We start from the raw sequence: 15,910 nt of genomic DNA, 5'->3' as shown, positions 1-15,910 counted from the left end.
TCAGGCCTCCGCCCCGGTCGTGGCGATTGCAGCGGGCAGCGGCTCGAGGTCCGACGGGCTCGAGAGCGTCCCGCGCACGGCGGTCGCCGCCGCGACCAGCGGCGAAACCAGGTGCGTGCGTCCGCCCTTGCCCTGGCGGCCCTCGAAGTTGCGGTTGGACGTGGACGCGCAGCGCTCGCCCGGGGCGAGCTGGTCGGGGTTCATGCCCAGGCACATCGAGCAGCCGGCGAAGCGCCACTCGGCGCCGAACTCGGTGAAGACCTTGTCGAGGCCCTCGGCCTCGGCCTCCAGCCGCACCCGTGCGGATCCGGGGACCACCATGACGCGGACGTTCTCGGCCTTCGTGCGGCCCCGGATGACGGAGGCGAACGCGCGGAGGTCCTCGATGCGGCTGTTGGTGCACGACCCCATGAAGACGGCATCCACGGGGATGTCCTTCATCGGCGTGCCCGGCTCGAGAGCCATGTACTCCAGCGCGCGCTCGGCGGCGGCGCGCTCGTTCGCGTCCGCGATCTCGGCCGGCGTGGGGACGACGTCCGACAGCGAGACGCCCTGACCGGGGTTGGTTCCCCAGGTGACGAAGGGCTCGAGCTCGTTCGCGTCGAGGAACACCTCGGCGTCGTAGACAGCGCCCTCATCGCTCGGGAGCGTACGCCAGTAGGCGACGGCGTCGTCCCAGTCCTGACCCTGCGGCGCGTGCGGCTTTTCCTTCACGTACGCGAAGGTCGTCTCGTCGGGCGCGATCATGCCCGCGCGGGCGCCGGCCTCGATCGACATGTTGCACATCGTCATGCGTCCCTCCATCGAGAGGGAGCGGATCGCACTGCCGCGGAACTCGAGCACGTAGCCCTGGCCGCCGTTCGCACCGATCTTGGCGATGATCGCGAGGATGATGTCCTTCGCGGTGACGCCGGGCTTCAGCTCCCCTTCGACCGTGATCGCCATGGTCTTGAACGGCTTGAGCGGCAGCGTCTGCGTCGCGAGGACGTGCTCCACCTCGCTCGTACCGATCCCGAACGCCATCGCCCCGAAGGCGCCGTGGGTCGAGGTGTGGCTGTCGCCGCACACGACCGTGATGCCCGGCATCGTGAGGCCCAGCTGCGGGCCGACGACGTGGACGATGCCCTGCTCCTTGTCGCCCAGCGAGTGGATGCGGACGCCGAACTCGTCGGCGTTGCGGCGCAGCGTCTCGATCTGGGTGCGGCTCGTCAGGTCGGCGATCGGCTTGTCGATGTCGAGCGTCGGAGTGTTGTGATCCTCGGTTGCGATGGTCAGGTCGAGGCGGCGGACCGGACGACCCTCGGCGCGCAGACCGTCGAACGCCTGCGGGCTCGTGACCTCGTGCACCAGGTGGAGGTCGATGTAGATGAGATCGGGCTGACCGTCCTCGCCCTTGACGACCAGGTGGTCGTCCCACACCTTCTCCGCCAGGGTCCGGGGGCGATCGGGAATGTGGATGCCGTCGATCGATGTCGTGCTCATGAGACTTGCGTTTCTCCTCGGATGGGATGTGAGGCCCGCGACGAACTCCGCGACGAGAAAGGCCTAGAACAAGGTCTCGTCGCGGCCGCTAAGGAGGAGGCCGGCGATCCGCACCTCGCCACGATACCACCGGGCCGCAGGCCCCTCCCCGCGTAACACGGCGCCGCACATTTCGTCGGCGGCGGGGCGCACGTGCGAGCCTGTGGCGACGCCGTTGGAAGGAGAGTGCCGCATGAGCGCGCAGAATGACACCGGGTTCTCGACCCGTCAGGTGCACGTGGGGACGTCCGTCGCGCCCGCCTCGCCGCGCGCGACGCCGATCTACCTCACGGCCGGCTTCACGTTCTCCGACCTCGACGAGTCGGCGGCGCACTTCGCCACCGGCAGCGGCTTCGGCTACACCCGCACCGGCAACCCGACGGTGCAGGCCGTCGAGGAGCGCATCGCGTCGCTCGAGGGCGGCGACCAGGCGATCCTCGTCTCGAGCGGTCAGGCGGCGGTCACCGTCGCCCTCCTCGGACTCCTGGATGCCGGCGACCACATCGTCGTGTCCGAGCACATCTACGAGGGCACGCGCGGTCTCCTCCTCGACAACTTCGCGCGGCTCGGCATCCAGGCGACCTTCGTCGACACCTCGGACCTCGCCGCGTGGCGCGCCGCGATCACGCCGCGGACCAAGGCCCTCTTCGCGGAGACCCTCTCGAACGCACGCAACGACGTGATCGACGTCGCCGCCGTCGCGGCGATCGGTGCCGAGCGCGGCGTTCCGCTCGTCGTCGACAGCACGTTCACCACCCCGTACCTCCTACGGCCGATCGAGCACGGCGCCGCGATCGTCGTGCACTCGGCGAGCAAGTTCCTCGCCGGGCAGGGTGCCGTGCTCGGCGGCGTCATCGTCGACGACGGACGCTTCGACGCGGCGGCATCCGGTCATCTCTTCCCCCACCTCGTGCAGACCGACCGACTCGGCGGTGCGAGCTACGCCGAGAAGTACGGCCGACGCGCCCGCGGGCAGTACCTGCGCGAGAGCGTCGCGCCGCGCTTCGGCCCGTCGCCGTCGCCGCTCAACGCCTTCCTCATCGGCCAGGGCGTGGAGACGCTGAGCCTGCGGGTCGAGCGGCAGTCCGCGAACGCGCTCGCGGTCGCGCAGTGGCTCGAGACGCGGCCCGAGGTCGAGCGCGTCGACTACGTCGGTCTCCCCTCGCACCCGCACCACGAGCTCGGTCGCCGGTACCTGACGCGCGGCAGCGGCTCGGTGTTCACGGTGACCCTTCGCGGCGGGCTCGAGGCCGCGCGTCACCTCGTGCAGTCGGTACGCCTCATCACGCACATGACGCACCTCGGCGACGTCCGCACGCTCGTGCTGCACCCGCAGAGCACCAGCCACTCCGCTCGGGCCGTGGCCGAACGCGAGCGCGCCGGGGTGTTCCCCGGCACGATCCGCCTGTCCATCGGTATCGAGGACGTCGACGACATCATCGGGGACCTCGCTCAGGCCCTCGAGGGCACGGCATCCATTCCCCTCGACGAGTTCGTGGATGCCGACGGCGCGCGCGAGGTCGTCAACGCGTGAGCCGGCTGCAGCACTTCGGCTGGTTCCTCGCCCGCGGCTTCGGCCCGCACGGGTGGGGGCACCCGTACCTCCGCTGGAACCACCCCTGGACGGAACCGGGGCTGTACCAGGACTCCGCGCGCACGCTCGAGCAGGCGGGCTTCGACCTCCTCATCATCGAGGACGCGCCCTCGCTCGGCAGCGCCGAGACGATCGACCTGCGCGTCCGGCACGCGTTCGGCGGCCCCAAGCACGATCCGCTCCTGCTGGCTCCGTACCTGTTCGCCGCGACGCAGCACCTCGGCGTCGTGCCCACGGTGAACCCCGCCGCGTACCTGCCGTACACGGCCGCTCGCCAGTTCGCGACGCTCCAGCACCTCAGCGGCCACCGACTCGGACTCAACATCGTGACCGACACCGGCAGCGCGCGGCACTTCTCGACCGCTCCGCAACTCGGTCACGACGCCGCCTACGACCGCGCCGAGGAGTGGGTCGACGGACTGCGCGAGCTTTGGCGGAGCTGGGGCGACGGCGCGCTCGTCGAGGACGAGGAGACCGGCGTCTACGCGGACGGCACGCGCCTCGCGGCGACGCCGCACCGCGGCGAGTACTTCGGCTTCGACGGTCCGCTCAACGCCGTGCCCTTCACCGACGGCGAGCCCGCGATCGTCTCCCCCGGCGGCTCAGGCCGTGGCCTCGCGTTCGCAGGGCGCAACTCGGACGTGCAGCTGGCCCTCGCGCCGCTCGACGAGCAGAGCATCCGCGCTTACCGGTCACGCATTCACGCCGCCGCCGAAGCCGCCGGCCGTGCGCCGAGCGACGTGAAGATCCTGTTCGCCATCCAGCCGGTGCTCGTGTCGTCGCCGGAGGAGGCCGACCGCCTGGTCGCGGCATCCACGGATCCGGACGACGCGGCCCTGCTCACTATCGCTCGCAAGCAGTCGAGCGACCTCGAGACCGACCTCACCGGTCTCGACCTGGACGCGCCGCTCGACCGCGGGATCTTCGGCGAGCACGTGTCGGAGGGCAGCATTCGCCGCTTGGTCGGGAAGCACGAGCCCGACGCTCCCCTGCGCGCGATCCTCGCCGCGCACGCGCGTCTCGGGCGCCTGAACGACGGCTCGGGCTTCGTCGGCACGGCGGAGGAGTTCGCCGACCGCATCGAGGAGCTCGGCGATTGGGGCAACGACGGCGTCCTCCTGTGGGGCGACCTGCACCCGGTCACCGTGCACCGGCTGCTGGACGACCTCGTGCCGATCCTCCGTCGCCGTGGCATCCTGCGCGCGGAGTACGTCGAGGGCGGACTCGGGGCGAACCTCCGCGCGTTCTGACCCGCGCCGCGCGCGCGTCGCGTCGTGTCCCACTTCGTGCAGAAACCGCCGCCGAAACTTGCACATAGTGGGACACGCCTTTGGCCGCGACGGGCAGCGCGCGATGATGTCCCACTTCGTGCAGAAGCCGCTGCCGAAACTCGCACATAGTGGGACATGCCCCCGTAGCGACGCGGCGGTCAGTCCTTCGCGTCGGCCTTCTTCGGGATCGTCAGGCTGGCGATCGTCGCGACGGCCATCGACAGCACGATGACGGCGAGCGAGATCCACGTCGAGATCTCCGGCGCCCACTCGATCGGCTCGCCGCCGTTGAGGAACGGCAGCTCGTTCACGTGCAGCGCGTGCAGGATGAGCTTCACGCCGATGAACGCGAGGATGAACGCGATGCCGTAGTGCAGGAAGCGGAGGCGCTCGAGCAGGTCACCGAGCAGGAAGTACAGCTGGCGCAGCCCCATGAGCGCGAAGAGGTTCGCCGTGAACACGATGAACGGGCTCTCGGTGATCCCGAAGATCGCCGGGATCGAGTCGATCGCGAACAGCAGATCGGTCACCCCGATCGCCGCGAACACGATGATCATGGGCGTGAACACGCGCTTGCCCTCGACCCGCGTGAGGACCTTCCGGCCGTCGTACGAGTCGGCGATCGGCAGCACCCGGCGCAGCATGCGGACGATGAGGTTCTCGCGCTGCGTGTCGTCCTCGTGATCGCCGCCCGGGAAGGCCTGGCGGATCGCGGTGTAAATCAGGAACGCCCCGAACAGATAGAAGATCGGGCTGAAGTTCTCGATGATCGTCGCACCCACGAGGATGAACACCGCGCGGAGGACGAGCGAGATGATGATGCCGACCATCAGCACCTGCTGCTGGTAGCGCCTGGGCACCGAGAACTGACTCATGATCAGCACGAAGACGAACAGGTTGTCGATCGAAAGGCTGTACTCGGTGAGCCAGCCGGCCACGAACTGCCCGGCCACCTCTCCCCCGCCCACGATCAGCAGGATCCCGGCGAACGCCAGAGCCAGCACGACGTAGAACACGACCCACAGCGCCGATTCCTTGGGCGAGGGAATGTGCGGGCGCGCGAGGATGATCAGCAGATCCGCGGCGAGGACCAGCACGAGCACCACGAGGGTGACCGTCTGGAACACCGGGTCCAGCTGCAGCTCCATGGCGGGCCTTTCGTTCGGGGGGACGCTGAAGTCTATCGACGGGCCCGGGCGGCTCGGCATCCGGTCCGGAATCGGGTATGAGACGATCCCGCGCGAGCGGACACCTCTCAATGAGAGAGTGCTCGCACGGGTGCGGACGAGGGAACGGATGCCATGACCGACGACGTCATCGACGACAGGGCGCTCGTCGCGCGCGCCGCCGGCGGGTCGGAGGCCGCGTTCCGATCGCTGTACCGCGCGTACGTGCGGCCGGTGTACTGGATCGCGTTCGGACTCGTCCACGACGAGACGGACGCGGAGGACGTCGTGCAGGACACGTTCGTCGTCGCTTGGCGGAAGATCCCGAAGCTACGGCTCGAGGGGGTGTCCCTGCTCCCCTGGCTCGCGACGGTCTGCCGCCTGCAGGCGCAGAACCGCTTACGGTCGCGTCGCCGGCACGGCGAGACCGCCGAACTCGACGAGCGGATCCCCGCGCTGGTCGACGTCGAGAAGCAGGTCGTCGAAGCCGAGACGGTGGCGGCGATCCTCGCCGCCGTCGAGGGGCTCGGCGACCTCGACCGGGAGATCTTCCGACTCTGCGCGGCGGAGGGCTACGGCTATCAGGCCGCGGCCGAGTCGCTCGGCGTCTCCCACGGCACCGTACGCAACCGCCTCTCCCGCATCCGTTCCCGGGTGCGCGCCACCGCGATGGAGACGGAGACCCCATGACCACCCCCAGCCTTCCCCCGGTCCGCGCCGATCGCGTGGATGCCATGGAGTCGGTCGTGTTCGCCCGGATCGCGGACGAGCGCGCAACCCGGCGTCGGCGCCGCCGCACCGCCTGGACGGGCGTCGGTGCCGCAGCCGCGGTGCTCGTCGTCGCGGCCGTCGTCGGGCCGGCACTGACCACCTCAAGCGGCACGTCCGGATCGTCCGTGTCGGCCGTCGGAGGTGCCGTGGACCCCGGTATGGGCACCGAGGCCGGCACGCGCGACATGAGCGCGCCGCTCGCCCCCCAGGGTGTCGCGGGCGGATCGGCCGGCGGCGTGGCGGATTCCTCGGCCGCGTCGGGTTCCGCTTCGTCCGCGACGAACGGCACGCGCGACATCGTCGCCACCGGGTCGAGCACCGTGGAGGTCGACGACGTGCGCGCGGCCATCACGCAGATCACGGATGCCGCGACCTCCGCCGGCGGCTACGTGGAGTCGTCGCAGGTCGGCGGCGGATACGGCGTGGTCCCGCTCGACGGCAAGGTCGTTCAGCCGGAGGCGGTCTCATCCGGGTGGATCACCGTGCGGGTGCCGGCGACCTCCCTTCAGAGCGTGATGGACGGCCTGTCCGCCGTCGGCGATGTCACCGCGACGAGCGTGAACCGCTCGGACGTCACCGAGCAGACGGTCGATCTCCGGGCACGGGTCGCCGCGGGCGAGGCATCCGTCGCTCGTCTGACCCAGCTCATGTCGCAGGCATCGTCGGTGTCCGACCTCATCGCCGCCGAATCCGCGCTCGCGGACCGCCAGGCGCAGCTGGACTCCGACCGTTCGGTGCTGACCTCGATCGAGTCGCAGGTGGCGATGTCGTCGCTGAACGTGCAGCTGAACGTGCGTTCGCAGACCGTGGTCGCCGACCCGGCCGGGTTCGGTGACGGCCTGGTCGCCGGCTGGAACGGCCTCATCGCGACGCTCAACGGCGTCGTGATCGGCCTCGGGTTCCTGCTCCCCTGGATCGCCGTGGCCGCGGTGGTCGTGCTGATCGTCTGGGGTGTCCGTCGCATCGTGCGGAAGCGTCGGGGGTCGCACGAAGCGTAGGGCGACGGCGGCCCCGGGCGCAGCCCGGGAATGCCCCGTCCGCGCGGCCGAGGCATTCCCGGTGCCGGCACGACTATCTCGTGGCGAGCGGGTCCTGCATGTCAGCCTGACCGGTCGAGTAGAGGCCGCGAAGGTAGCCGGGGCGCGTCACGGCGACGCCGAAGAACCACCAAACGTTGCGAGGCACCGACGGCATCAGCGACCTCCACAAGACCGCCGAGTATCCCGCACTTCCCAATGACAGAGCAGCGAGAAACAGGATCGCAGCGAGAAAGTTGGACGCATCCACCATGAGCAATGACAGCGCTGCGAGGAGAACCGCGGTGTACGCGCTCACTAAGGGCAGCCTGCGGGTTGTGGGTACTGTCGCCCCTGCGAGCAACACGCCCAGGCTTGCGCCCGCGAGGGTTGCGATGACGACGACGATCACGATCACGTGAAGCCTTTCGAATTCAGATTAAGTGGTCAGCACTCACCTGCAGTTGCCGCTCAACCAACGCACGGCGAGGGGGGCTGGTACCGCTGCAATGAAGACGCAACCGTTGGCGTTGACAGCCAATCCCGCCTGCGTCCACCACTGGAAGCCCGCAATGCCACACGCTGCGCCAAGAGCTGGCCATTTCCAGAGGGAGCTACAGAGTCCCGCGATTCCACCGAGGTTCGCGAGGTCGCGCGTTTCACGCTTGCTGAATCCAGCGCCATATGCAGCGTTGTACCACTCCCACGTCGGATCCGCGACAATCGGATAAGCGGCGCTGGCATTCGGACTCACGACCTGGACGAGTTCATTACCGCGAATCTCGTAGCGCGTTTCCACGTTCGCCCCCGTGGCGTCACGCGCCCAAGCGGCTCCAATTCCGTACAAGTTGATTTGCCCATCGTCGTCGAACCGATAGGCCCAGTACGTCCCGTCCGCGGCCTGGACCGGAACATAGCCGTTACCCAGGTGATAGCTGAATTCGTGACTATCGCCGCTATCGTGGATCACGGTCTGGATACGGACACGATCCGACTCCAGGACTTGAGCGGCGACGTCAGCGCCCCCATCGGCAGCAAGATAGACGACGGTACCGTCGGACGTTGACACGCCGCGCCGAGTGTTCGTCTCCGATGGCAGGCTCACCTGCAACGGCATCTCCCCACTGCCACCCGCGACAACGACGGGAGCAGATTCCGTTGCCGGGAGTTGAGCGATGTCGCTCACGAATCCCGTCGAAACCCGATCCGTTTGCTGGACTTCCCCCTGCGCGGGCGCGACGCTATCTACCAGATCCGAGATTCGCTCGGCTGCTGAGTCCTGAATGGCGTTCGCCGGCGTAACGCCGAGCGTCATCATCAGCGCGCTGCACACGCAAACAATAAGCGCCCCATGAGAGGCGCGGATTCGATTCCGACTTTCCACTTCGAAAGCCCCCTTTCGTAAACCCAGAACGGGTGGAACCGAGCGTAGGGAGGGCGGGCTGCCCGCCCGCCCTCCCGTCGTTAGACTTCACCCTCCGGTTCGCCCTCCCTGCGGCGCGGCTCGAATCACGGGGCCAAGTACGGATCCTCACTCAGGCGAACCTTTTGGGGATGCACCTGACGGACACGTGCGAAGCGCGGCTCCTGGGGAGTGGCGAGGGCGACGCGGTCAGGCCTAAATGCCGAAACATGAGAAAAGCCCCGACCATCCGGTCGAGGCCCTTCTCATGTTGGTGACCCCAGCGGGATTCTCCCTCCGCCCCCTCCACCCGCCGCTTCGCGGCGCGCGGAGCCTCCGGGCGGTGGGGCCCAACCCGCTCTGACGGCTTCTCGTGGGTCATAGGCCAAAAAGAGTGGATGGAACCTCGATCTAGGCGCGGGATCACGGAGTAAAACGGGGATCGGTATGGTCGGCGACCCTTAGCCGTGGACCTTCCCTCGAATCCGGGCTCGTGCGTGGTATGCGGGTCGAAGCTGGTGAAGAACGGTCGGCATCCCTCAGGGACCCAGCGGTGGCGGTGCCGGTCGTGCGGTTCTCCAGCATCCGTCGGCGCCCCGACGTCACCCGCCGCGATCAGCTGCACCGGTTCCTGACCTGGCTGATGGGCAAAGCCTCCAAGCCGAGCTCGCCGGCTCGCGCAGCGCCCGCGCGTTTCGTCGCGACATCGCCTGGTGCTGGGACCTCGAACCGCGCCTGCCCGTTACCGGAGAGGTACACGAGGTGATCCTGGTCGATGGGATCTGGATCGAAACGTGGTGCCTGCTCATCGCCCTCACCACGACCAACACCGTCGTGGGATGGTAATGGGCCGCCCGCGAATCGGCCGCTGCCTGGGGCGGGCTCTTCGAGACCATCCCGGCCCCGACGGTGGTCATCACCGACGGGTGTTCCGGGATCCGATCCGCCCTCGCCCTGCACTGGCCCCACACCGCCATCCAACGCTGCATCTTCCACCTGCAACTGAACGTCACCCGCGAATCGACGCGGAACCCGCGCCTACGAGCCGCAAAGACCTCCGCCAGATCGCCCTGACCCTCAGCAACGTCCACACCATCGACGACGCCATCACCTGGCGGCTCACGCTGGAAGCCTGGTGGAAAACCCACGGCCACCTCCTGCGCGAACGCACGCTCTACGAAAAGGCCACTTCGGCTACACCCACAGACCCCTCCGCCGGGCCTGGGCTATCTTGCACCGCGTCGCCGAGAACGAACACGCGTTCACCTTCGTCCGCCACGACGCACCCCGCACCACCTCACGCCTCGAAGGACTCAACTCCCAGATCCGACACCTGCTCCGCCACCACCGGGGCATGCCGATCACGCATCACAGCCGCGCCGTCGAATGGTTCCTCCTGCTGCACGAAGTCCCCATCGACCACGCCCATAGACACGCCCACACCCCCGCAGCACGCACCACCCACGAACACGCCACCGTCGACCTCGACGACCCCACACCCGCCCTCTACGACAACGGTCTCGACGCCACCGAAGGCCTCTGGCTCAGAACAGTATGGGCAGGACGCCAATGGCACGCCCGAACCCATCCACTATTTCTGGCCTATAAGCCCCTATAAGCCCCAGCCACGGCGCCGAAACGAAAAGAAAGCCCCGACCATTCGGTCGAGGCTTTCTTTTCGTTGGTGACCCCAGCGGGATTCGAACCCGCGTTACCGCCGTGAGAGGGCGGCGTACTAGGCCGCTATACGATGGGGCCGCGTCGCAACCGTTCAAGTATGCACTACGGACGCCGCGCACGACAAATCGGGCCGCGAATGACTCGCAGCCCGGGCGTGTCCGGCCCACCGTATCGCGCGCGCCGCTCAGAGGGAAGAGGAAGGCGTCACTCGACCCGCGACGTTCACCTGTGGCATCCCGATGACTCGCCGTCCAGCGGTTGCAGCCTCCCCGGGGGCGGAGTTGACTCGACCGCATGCAGGTCACCAAACACGAACACGCCGCCCTCGTTCTGACCGAGGCCGGGCACACCCTCGTCATCGACCCCGGCGTCTTCACCTCGCCGCTCGAGGAGCTCACCGGACTCGTCGGTGTCGTCATCACGCACGAGCACGCCGACCACTGGACCCCCGAGCACCTCACGCGACTCCAGAAGGCGCACCCGGGTGTACCGATCTACGGCCCCGAGGGAGTGCAGCACGCGGCAGCCGGCTTCGACGTGATCGCCGTGCATCCCGGTGACACGCTCGATCTCGGACCGTTCCACCTGGAGTTCCTCGGCGGCAAGCACGCCGAGATTCACTCGTCGATCCCGATCGTCGACAACGTCGGCGTGCTGGTGAACGACGCGTTCTTCTACCCCGGCGATTCGTACACGGTCCCGAAGGGCGCGCACGTCGCTCTCCTCGCCGCCCCCGTGGGTGCGCCGTGGCTGAAGATCTCCGAGGCGATCGATTACGTGCTGGCCGTCAAGCCCGCGCGCGTGTTCGCGACCCACGACATGACGCTCTCGGTCGCGGGGAAGCAGATGGGCGACGCCCGCCTCACCTGGGCCGTCGAGCAGAACGGCGGCTCGTTCGTCGACCTCGGCCCCGGAGACTCGACCGAGGTCTGACTCCCGCCGCGCGCACCCCGGCGGGGTCGGTCGCGCGACACCCGACTGCGCAAGCGGCACGTCGTCGTCGACCCGCACAACTCCTGCAGAGCCGACGGCCCCGGCATCCGTTCTCGTCTTTCGCGACATCCGGCAGGAGTTGTGCCGACACGGTGAGCATCGCTTGCCACCGCCGGCGGAGAACCCGGGAGCCCCGCGCGGCCCCACGTCGCGGGCACAACTCCTGCGAAACGGGGGCTCGCGACGCAGCCCGCGACGCGCGGTGTCCGATCCGCCGGAGTTGTGTCCGGCGCTGCCGGACGGACGCCGACAGCGGCCCGGGTACAGCGCGCCCCACAGAACACCGGATGCCACGGCCCCCAGGGCTCGTGGCATCCGATGTTCTGTGACGAAAGCGCTTACTGCGCGTCGAGGTCGGTCTCGAGAAGCGCGACGAGCTCGTCGAGCGCCTGCTCGGCGCCCTCGCCCTCAGCCTTGAGCGTCACGACGGTGCCGTGACCGGCGCCGAGGCCCATGAGCGAGAGGATGCTGCCGGCGTTGAGGTCCGGCCCGCCCGCGGCCGAGATGGTGACGGGCACCTTCTTCTCCTGCACGGCCTGCACGAAGAGCTTCGCGGGGCGGGCGTGGAGACCCGAGCTGCTGGCGATGGTGGCCTGACGTTCTGCCATGGTGAATCCTTCCGATTCGACGAGGTGTTAGGCGGCGACGGGAACTGCGGGAGCAGCCTCTTCGACGGCGGCGTCCTTGTTGCTGCGGCCGATGCCCTTGAGGGCGACGACGATCAGCGCCGTCACGACGGTACCCGCGACGATCGCCAGGAGGAAACCCCACCACGGGCTGATCGCGAACAGGACGAAGATGCCGCCGTGCGGGGCGAAGGACTGAACGCTCAGCCACATGCTGAGGCCGCCGGTGACGGCACCGCCCACCATTGAGGCGGGGATGACACGCAGGGGATCGGCCGCGGCGAACGGGATCGCACCCTCGGAGATGAACGAGGCGCCCAGCAGCCACGCGGCGGCGCCGTTCTCACGCTCGACGGGCGTGAACTTCGGGCGGGCGAGGACCGTGGAAGCCAGCGCCATCGCGAGCGGCGGCACCATGCCGGCGGCCATGACCGCGGCCATGATGAGGTACGGCGCGGTGTTCGTCTGGCTGGCCGCGGCCAGGCCCGTCGTCGCGAAGACATAGGCCACCTTGTTGACCGGTCCACCGAGGTCGAAGCACATCATGAGGCCCAGGATCACGCCGAGCAGGATCGCCCCGGCGCCCGAGGAGGCGAGCGAGGTGAGCCCCTCGGTGAGTGCGGCCATCAGAGCGGCGATCGGGCGACCGAGGAACAGGATCATCAGACCCGAGGCGAAGATCGAGCCGAGGAACGGCACGATCACGACCGGCATGAGGCCGCGAAGCCAGCGCGGGGCGTCGAAACGGCCGAGCCACCAGGCGATGAAACCGGCGAGCAGACCGCCGATGATGCCGCCGATGAAGCCGGCGTTCATGAGCACCGCGACGGCGCCCGCGACGAAACCGGGGGCGATACCCGGGCGGTCGGCGATCGCGTAGGCGATGAATCCCGCGAGCACCGCGACGATGAAGCCCATCGACGTCGCACCGATCATGAAGGCGACCGAGCCGAGGTACTGGCCGAGCGGGCCGAGCGGCGAGGTCAAGTTCTCGGTGGGGAGGTCCCACAGCGAGTTCTGGATGATGACGTTCGCGGCGTCCTTGGTGACCTGGTAACCGCCGAGCAGGAAGCCCAGCGCGATGAGCAGGCCGCCGCCGGCGACGAACGGGATCATGTAGCTGACACCGGTCAGCAGCCAGCGCTGGATGCGACGACCCACCGACTGCTGTGCGGCGGGGGCGTCGGACGCAGATGCCGCGGCCGCGCCGCCCTGGACGCGCGGAGCGTTCGGGTTGGAGACGGCGGCGACGGCCTCGGCGATGAGCTGCTTCGGCTGCTCGATGCCACGCTTGACACCCGCGCGGACGACGGGCTTGCCCGCGAAGCGCTGCGGTTCGCGGACGTCGACGTCAACGGCGAAGATCACGGCGTCGGCGTCGTCGATGACGCTCTGCGGGAGGGCCTTGTAGCCGCTGGACCCCTGGGGCTCGACGACGAGCTCGACGCCGTCAGCCTCGAGGCCCGCGGCGGTGAGTGCGTCCGCGGCCATGAACGTGTGCGCGATGCCCGTGGCGCAGGCCGTCACGGCGACGATCTTCGTCGTCTTCGTGGCCGTCGCCGTGCGGGCCTCGGCACGGGTCGCCGCCGGCGCCGCGGCAGCCGGGGCCTCGGCGGGGGCGGATGCCGGGGTGATGGCATCCGTGATGATCCCGACCGCGTCGGTCGGGGTCGCCGCGGCACGGAGACCGCCGGTGAACTCCGGCTTCATGAGGCTGCGGGCGAGCTGCGACAGCACCGCGAGGTGCGCCTCGTCGGCGCCGGCGGGAGCGGCGATGAGGAAGACGATGTCGGCGGGTCCGTCGGGAGCACCGAAGTCGACGCCGGGGGTCAGACGCGCAAAGGCGAGGGTCGGCTCGGTGACCGAGGCGCTGCGCGCGTGCGGGATGCCGATGCCGCCGGGGAGGCCGGTCTCGTCCTTCTGCTCGCGGGCCCACGCGTCGTCGAAGAGTTCCTGGGCGCTCGTCGCGCGGCCCTGCGCGACGACGCGCTCGGCCAGAGCACGGATGACCGACTGCTTGTCGGCCCCCAGGGGCGCGTCGAGGCTGACGAGCTCCGGTGTGATGATGTCGGACATGGTTCGGTGACCTTTCGTGGTCAGTGTTCTGCGGTGGGGGTGGAGAAAACGGTCACGGCGATCGGCCCCGCGGGCAGATCGGCCGGTGTCGGGGCCTGGGTCCCCGGCAGGGTCGCCGCAGCCGCGCCGTACGCGATGCTGCGGGCGAGTCGGTCGGGGGCGGATGCTCCCTCGAGGTCGGCGAGGAGGTAACCGGCGAGGGAGCTGTCGCCCGCGCCGACCGTGCTCGCGACCTGGATCCTCGGGGCGTGTCCGCGCCACGCGCCGTCGGCGGTGAAGAGGAGCGCGCCGTCCGCCCCGAGGGTCACGAGAGCGGATGCCACCCGCTCGGGCACGAGCGCCGCCGCGCGTCGCGCGGCCTCCGCGATGACGTCGGCGTCGGCCGTGGCATCCTCGCCGACGAGCTCGGCGAGCTCTTCGTGGTTGGGCTTGATGAGGTCGGGGCGGGCCGTTTCGACGACGGCGGCCAGCGCCGCGCCCGAGGCGTCGACCGCGATGAGCGGCGCACTCGCCCCCCACCGGCCGCGGACCGCGGCGATGAGATCGGCGTAGAACGTCACGGGAACCCCCGGAGGCAGCGACCCGGCGAGCACGAGCCACGTCGCGTTCTCGGCGGCCGCTACCACACCGGCCGTGAGCGCCGCAGCCTCGGCGGCGGAGAGCTCGGCGCCCGGGAGATTGAGCTTGGTCGTCTCGCCCCGCGGATCGGTGATCGTGAGGTTGGCGCGCACACGCCCCTCGACGGGCACGATCTCGAGGTCGACCCCGGCGTCGTCCAGGAGCAGACGGTACGGGTCGTGGTCGTTCACGGGAACGACGGCGCGCGCGGGGGCGCCGGCGGCGGACACGACCCGGGCGACGTTGACGCCCTTGCCCCCGGCATCCTCTCGCGAGGACTCGGCGCGCTGCACCTCGCCGGGCACGAGCGGACCCGTGAGCTGCACGGCACGGTCGGCCGAGGGGTTGGCGGTGAGGGTGACGATCATGCGACACGCACCTCGGCATCGGCATCAGCCAGGGCCTGGGCGAGCGCGTCGGGCGGCGTGCCGTCCGTGACGAGCACGTCGATCTCGTCGAGACGTGCGAACCGCACGAGCAGTTCCTCGCCGAACTTGGCGGTGTCGGCGACCACGACGACGCGGCGCGCCGCCCGGATGATCGCGGTCTTGACCGCCGCTTCCTCCGGGTCGGGGGTGCTGAGGCCGAACCCGGCGCTCAGTCCGTTCGTGCCCACGAAGGCGATGTCGGGACGCAGCTCGCCGATCGAGCGCACGGTGTGCGCGCCGACCGCGGCGGCGGTGACCCCGCGGACCTTGCCGCCGATCACCGTGAGCGAGACGCGCTCGTCACCCGCGAGCAGGTGTGCGGCCTCGAGCGAGTGCGTGACGATCTCGACGTCGCTCCCCTCCCCCAATACCTGCGGGAGTTCGGCAGCGACGGCCGCGGGAGTGGTGCCGGCGTCGATGAAGATCGAGCCGCGGAACCCGGGGCTCAGCAGCCGGGCAGCCTCCGCACCGATCGCGCGCTTGGCGTCTCCCTGACGCAGTCGACGTTCCGAGAGCGAGACCTCCGTGGTGCTCGCACGGTCGATTCCGACGGCGCCGCCGTGGACCCGACGCAGCGCGCCCGTCTGCTCGAGGCGGTCGAGGTCACGACGAACGGTCTCGGTGGTGACGTCGAAACGACGGGCGAGGTCGACGACGCTGACGCGTCCGATCTCGCGCAGTTCGCGCTCGATGAGCTGCTGGCGCTCCATTGCGTACACGGAATCCCCTTCGAAGATTCCCACACAAT

General features: G+C 69.4%; 15 protein-coding genes, 1 tRNA gene and 1 pseudogene. 8 read left to right on the top strand and 9 right to left on the bottom strand.

Features of this window, described 5'->3' with window-relative positions:
- The gene (gene leuC, locus AVW09_RS07800; protein WP_063257521.1) at positions 1–1,482 is read right to left on the bottom strand and encodes a 3-isopropylmalate dehydratase large subunit; all 1,482 of its coding nucleotides are present in this window, start codon (positions 1,480–1,482) and stop codon (positions 1–3) included.
- 232 nt (positions 1,483–1,714) lie between these two features.
- Between leuC and AVW09_RS07795 the strand changes: the two genes are divergently transcribed.
- Both AVW09_RS07795 and AVW09_RS07790 read left to right on the top strand, forming a co-directional pair.
- A complete protein-coding gene (locus tag AVW09_RS07795; RefSeq protein ID WP_063257520.1) occupies positions 1,715–3,055 on the top strand; it encodes an O-acetylhomoserine aminocarboxypropyltransferase/cysteine synthase family protein in 1,341 nt (446 codons plus the stop codon).
- Entirely contained in the window at positions 3,052–4,365 is a 1,314-nt protein-coding gene (locus AVW09_RS07790; RefSeq protein ID WP_063257519.1) for an LLM class flavin-dependent oxidoreductase, read from the top strand. Before AVW09_RS07795 ends, AVW09_RS07790 begins: the two co-directional genes overlap by 4 nt.
- Positions 4,366–4,544: 179 nt before the next feature.
- Here the strand turns inward: AVW09_RS07790 and AVW09_RS07785 are convergent, their stop codons facing one another.
- Positions 4,545–5,534 carry a TerC family protein gene (locus tag AVW09_RS07785; protein ID WP_063257518.1) on the bottom strand — a complete coding sequence of 330 codons (990 nt, stop codon included), beginning with the start codon at positions 5,532–5,534 and terminating at the stop codon, positions 4,545–4,547.
- 153 nt (positions 5,535–5,687) lie between these two features.
- Between AVW09_RS07785 and AVW09_RS07780 the strand changes: the two genes are divergently transcribed.
- Together AVW09_RS07780 and AVW09_RS07775 are read left to right on the top strand one after the other, a co-directional pair.
- A complete protein-coding gene (locus AVW09_RS07780; RefSeq protein WP_063257517.1) occupies positions 5,688–6,242 on the top strand; it encodes an RNA polymerase sigma factor in 555 nt (184 codons plus the stop codon).
- The gene (locus tag AVW09_RS07775) at positions 6,239–7,321 is read left to right on the top strand and encodes a DUF4349 domain-containing protein (protein ID WP_063257516.1); all 1,083 of its coding nucleotides are present in this window, start codon (positions 6,239–6,241) and stop codon (positions 7,319–7,321) included. Before AVW09_RS07780 ends, AVW09_RS07775 begins: the two co-directional genes overlap by 4 nt.
- A 73-nt stretch (positions 7,322–7,394) precedes the next feature.
- Here AVW09_RS07775 and AVW09_RS07770 read toward each other — a convergent pair whose 3' ends face one another.
- A complete protein-coding gene (locus AVW09_RS07770; protein ID WP_063257515.1) occupies positions 7,395–7,757 on the bottom strand; it encodes a hypothetical protein in 363 nt (120 codons plus the stop codon).
- 36 nt (positions 7,758–7,793) lie between these two features.
- Positions 7,794–8,672 carry a hypothetical protein gene (locus AVW09_RS17655; protein WP_156496015.1) on the bottom strand — a complete coding sequence of 293 codons (879 nt, stop codon included), beginning with the start codon at positions 8,670–8,672 and terminating at the stop codon, positions 7,794–7,796.
- Between the two features lie 536 nt (positions 8,673–9,208).
- Between AVW09_RS17655 and AVW09_RS18460 the strand changes: the two genes are divergently transcribed.
- The 3 genes and pseudogenes from AVW09_RS18460 (at position 9,209) to AVW09_RS17645 (ending at position 10,359) form a co-directional block, all read left to right on the top strand.
- A complete protein-coding gene (locus tag AVW09_RS18460; RefSeq protein WP_442922740.1) occupies positions 9,209–9,376 on the top strand; it encodes an IS1/IS1595 family N-terminal zinc-binding domain-containing protein in 168 nt (55 codons plus the stop codon).
- A gap of 232 nt (positions 9,377–9,608) precedes the next feature.
- A pseudogene (locus AVW09_RS18455) lies at positions 9,609–9,815 on the top strand (transposase); the annotation flags it as partial.
- 157 nt (positions 9,816–9,972) lie between these two features.
- Entirely contained in the window at positions 9,973–10,359 is a 387-nt protein-coding gene (locus AVW09_RS17645) for a hypothetical protein (protein ID WP_156496014.1), read from the top strand.
- Between the two features lie 64 nt (positions 10,360–10,423).
- Here AVW09_RS17645 and AVW09_RS07760 read toward each other — a convergent pair.
- A tRNA-Glu gene (locus tag AVW09_RS07760) sits at positions 10,424–10,499 on the bottom strand.
- A 216-nt stretch (positions 10,500–10,715) separates the two neighbouring features.
- Here AVW09_RS07760 and AVW09_RS07755 point away from each other — a divergent pair.
- A complete protein-coding gene (locus tag AVW09_RS07755) occupies positions 10,716–11,354 on the top strand; it encodes an MBL fold metallo-hydrolase (protein ID WP_063257513.1) in 639 nt (212 codons plus the stop codon).
- Positions 11,355–11,752: 398 nt separating this feature from the next.
- Here the strand turns inward: AVW09_RS07755 and AVW09_RS07750 are convergent, their stop codons facing one another.
- The 4 genes from AVW09_RS07750 to AVW09_RS07735 are packed head-to-tail and all read right to left on the bottom strand — an operon-like array spanning position 11,753 to position 15,881.
- Positions 11,753–12,022 carry an HPr family phosphocarrier protein gene (locus AVW09_RS07750; RefSeq protein WP_063257512.1) on the bottom strand — a complete coding sequence of 90 codons (270 nt, stop codon included), beginning with the start codon at positions 12,020–12,022 and terminating at the stop codon, positions 11,753–11,755.
- 27 nt (positions 12,023–12,049) lie between these two features.
- A complete protein-coding gene (locus AVW09_RS07745) occupies positions 12,050–14,116 on the bottom strand; it encodes a PTS fructose transporter subunit IIABC (RefSeq protein ID WP_063257511.1) in 2,067 nt (688 codons plus the stop codon).
- A 20-nt stretch (positions 14,117–14,136) separates the two neighbouring features.
- The gene (locus tag AVW09_RS07740) at positions 14,137–15,102 is read right to left on the bottom strand and encodes a 1-phosphofructokinase family hexose kinase (RefSeq protein WP_063257510.1); all 966 of its coding nucleotides are present in this window, start codon (positions 15,100–15,102) and stop codon (positions 14,137–14,139) included.
- Positions 15,099–15,881 (bottom strand): DeoR/GlpR family DNA-binding transcription regulator, encoded by a 783-nt coding sequence (locus AVW09_RS07735; protein WP_063257509.1) that lies wholly within the window; start codon positions 15,879–15,881, stop codon positions 15,099–15,101. The genes AVW09_RS07740 and AVW09_RS07735 overlap by 4 nt, the downstream gene beginning before the upstream one ends.
- Positions 15,882–15,910 lie beyond the last annotated feature (29 nt).

The sequence above is a fragment of the Microbacterium sp. T32 genome, assembly GCF_001619615.1.
Taxonomy (GTDB): Bacteria; Actinomycetota; Actinomycetes; order Actinomycetales; family Microbacteriaceae; genus Microbacterium.
Note: the sequence above shows the minus strand (reverse complement) of the source record. Positions and strands in the feature narration are given on the sequence as shown.

Excerpts from the sequence above, each read along its gene's own strand:
- leuC (WP_063257521.1), bottom strand. The coding sequence starts at position 1,482 with ATGAGCACGACATCGATCGACGGCATCCACATTCCCGATCGCCCCCGG.
- AVW09_RS07795 (WP_063257520.1), top strand. The coding sequence starts at position 1,715 with ATGAGCGCGCAGAATGACACCGGGTTCTCGACCCGTCAGGTGCACGTG.
- AVW09_RS07785 (WP_063257518.1), bottom strand. The coding sequence starts at position 5,534 with ATGGAGCTGCAGCTGGACCCGGTGTTCCAGACGGTCACCCTCGTGGTG.
- AVW09_RS07780 (WP_063257517.1), top strand. The coding sequence starts at position 5,688 with ATGACCGACGACGTCATCGACGACAGGGCGCTCGTCGCGCGCGCCGCC.
- AVW09_RS07775 (WP_063257516.1), top strand. The coding sequence starts at position 6,239 with ATGACCACCCCCAGCCTTCCCCCGGTCCGCGCCGATCGCGTGGATGCC.
- AVW09_RS07755 (WP_063257513.1), top strand. The coding sequence starts at position 10,716 with ATGCAGGTCACCAAACACGAACACGCCGCCCTCGTTCTGACCGAGGCC.
- AVW09_RS07750 (WP_063257512.1), bottom strand. The coding sequence starts at position 12,022 with ATGGCAGAACGTCAGGCCACCATCGCCAGCAGCTCGGGTCTCCACGCC.
- AVW09_RS07745 (WP_063257511.1), bottom strand. The coding sequence starts at position 14,116 with ATGTCCGACATCATCACACCGGAGCTCGTCAGCCTCGACGCGCCCCTG.
- AVW09_RS07740 (WP_063257510.1), bottom strand. The coding sequence starts at position 15,102 with ATGATCGTCACCCTCACCGCCAACCCCTCGGCCGACCGTGCCGTGCAG.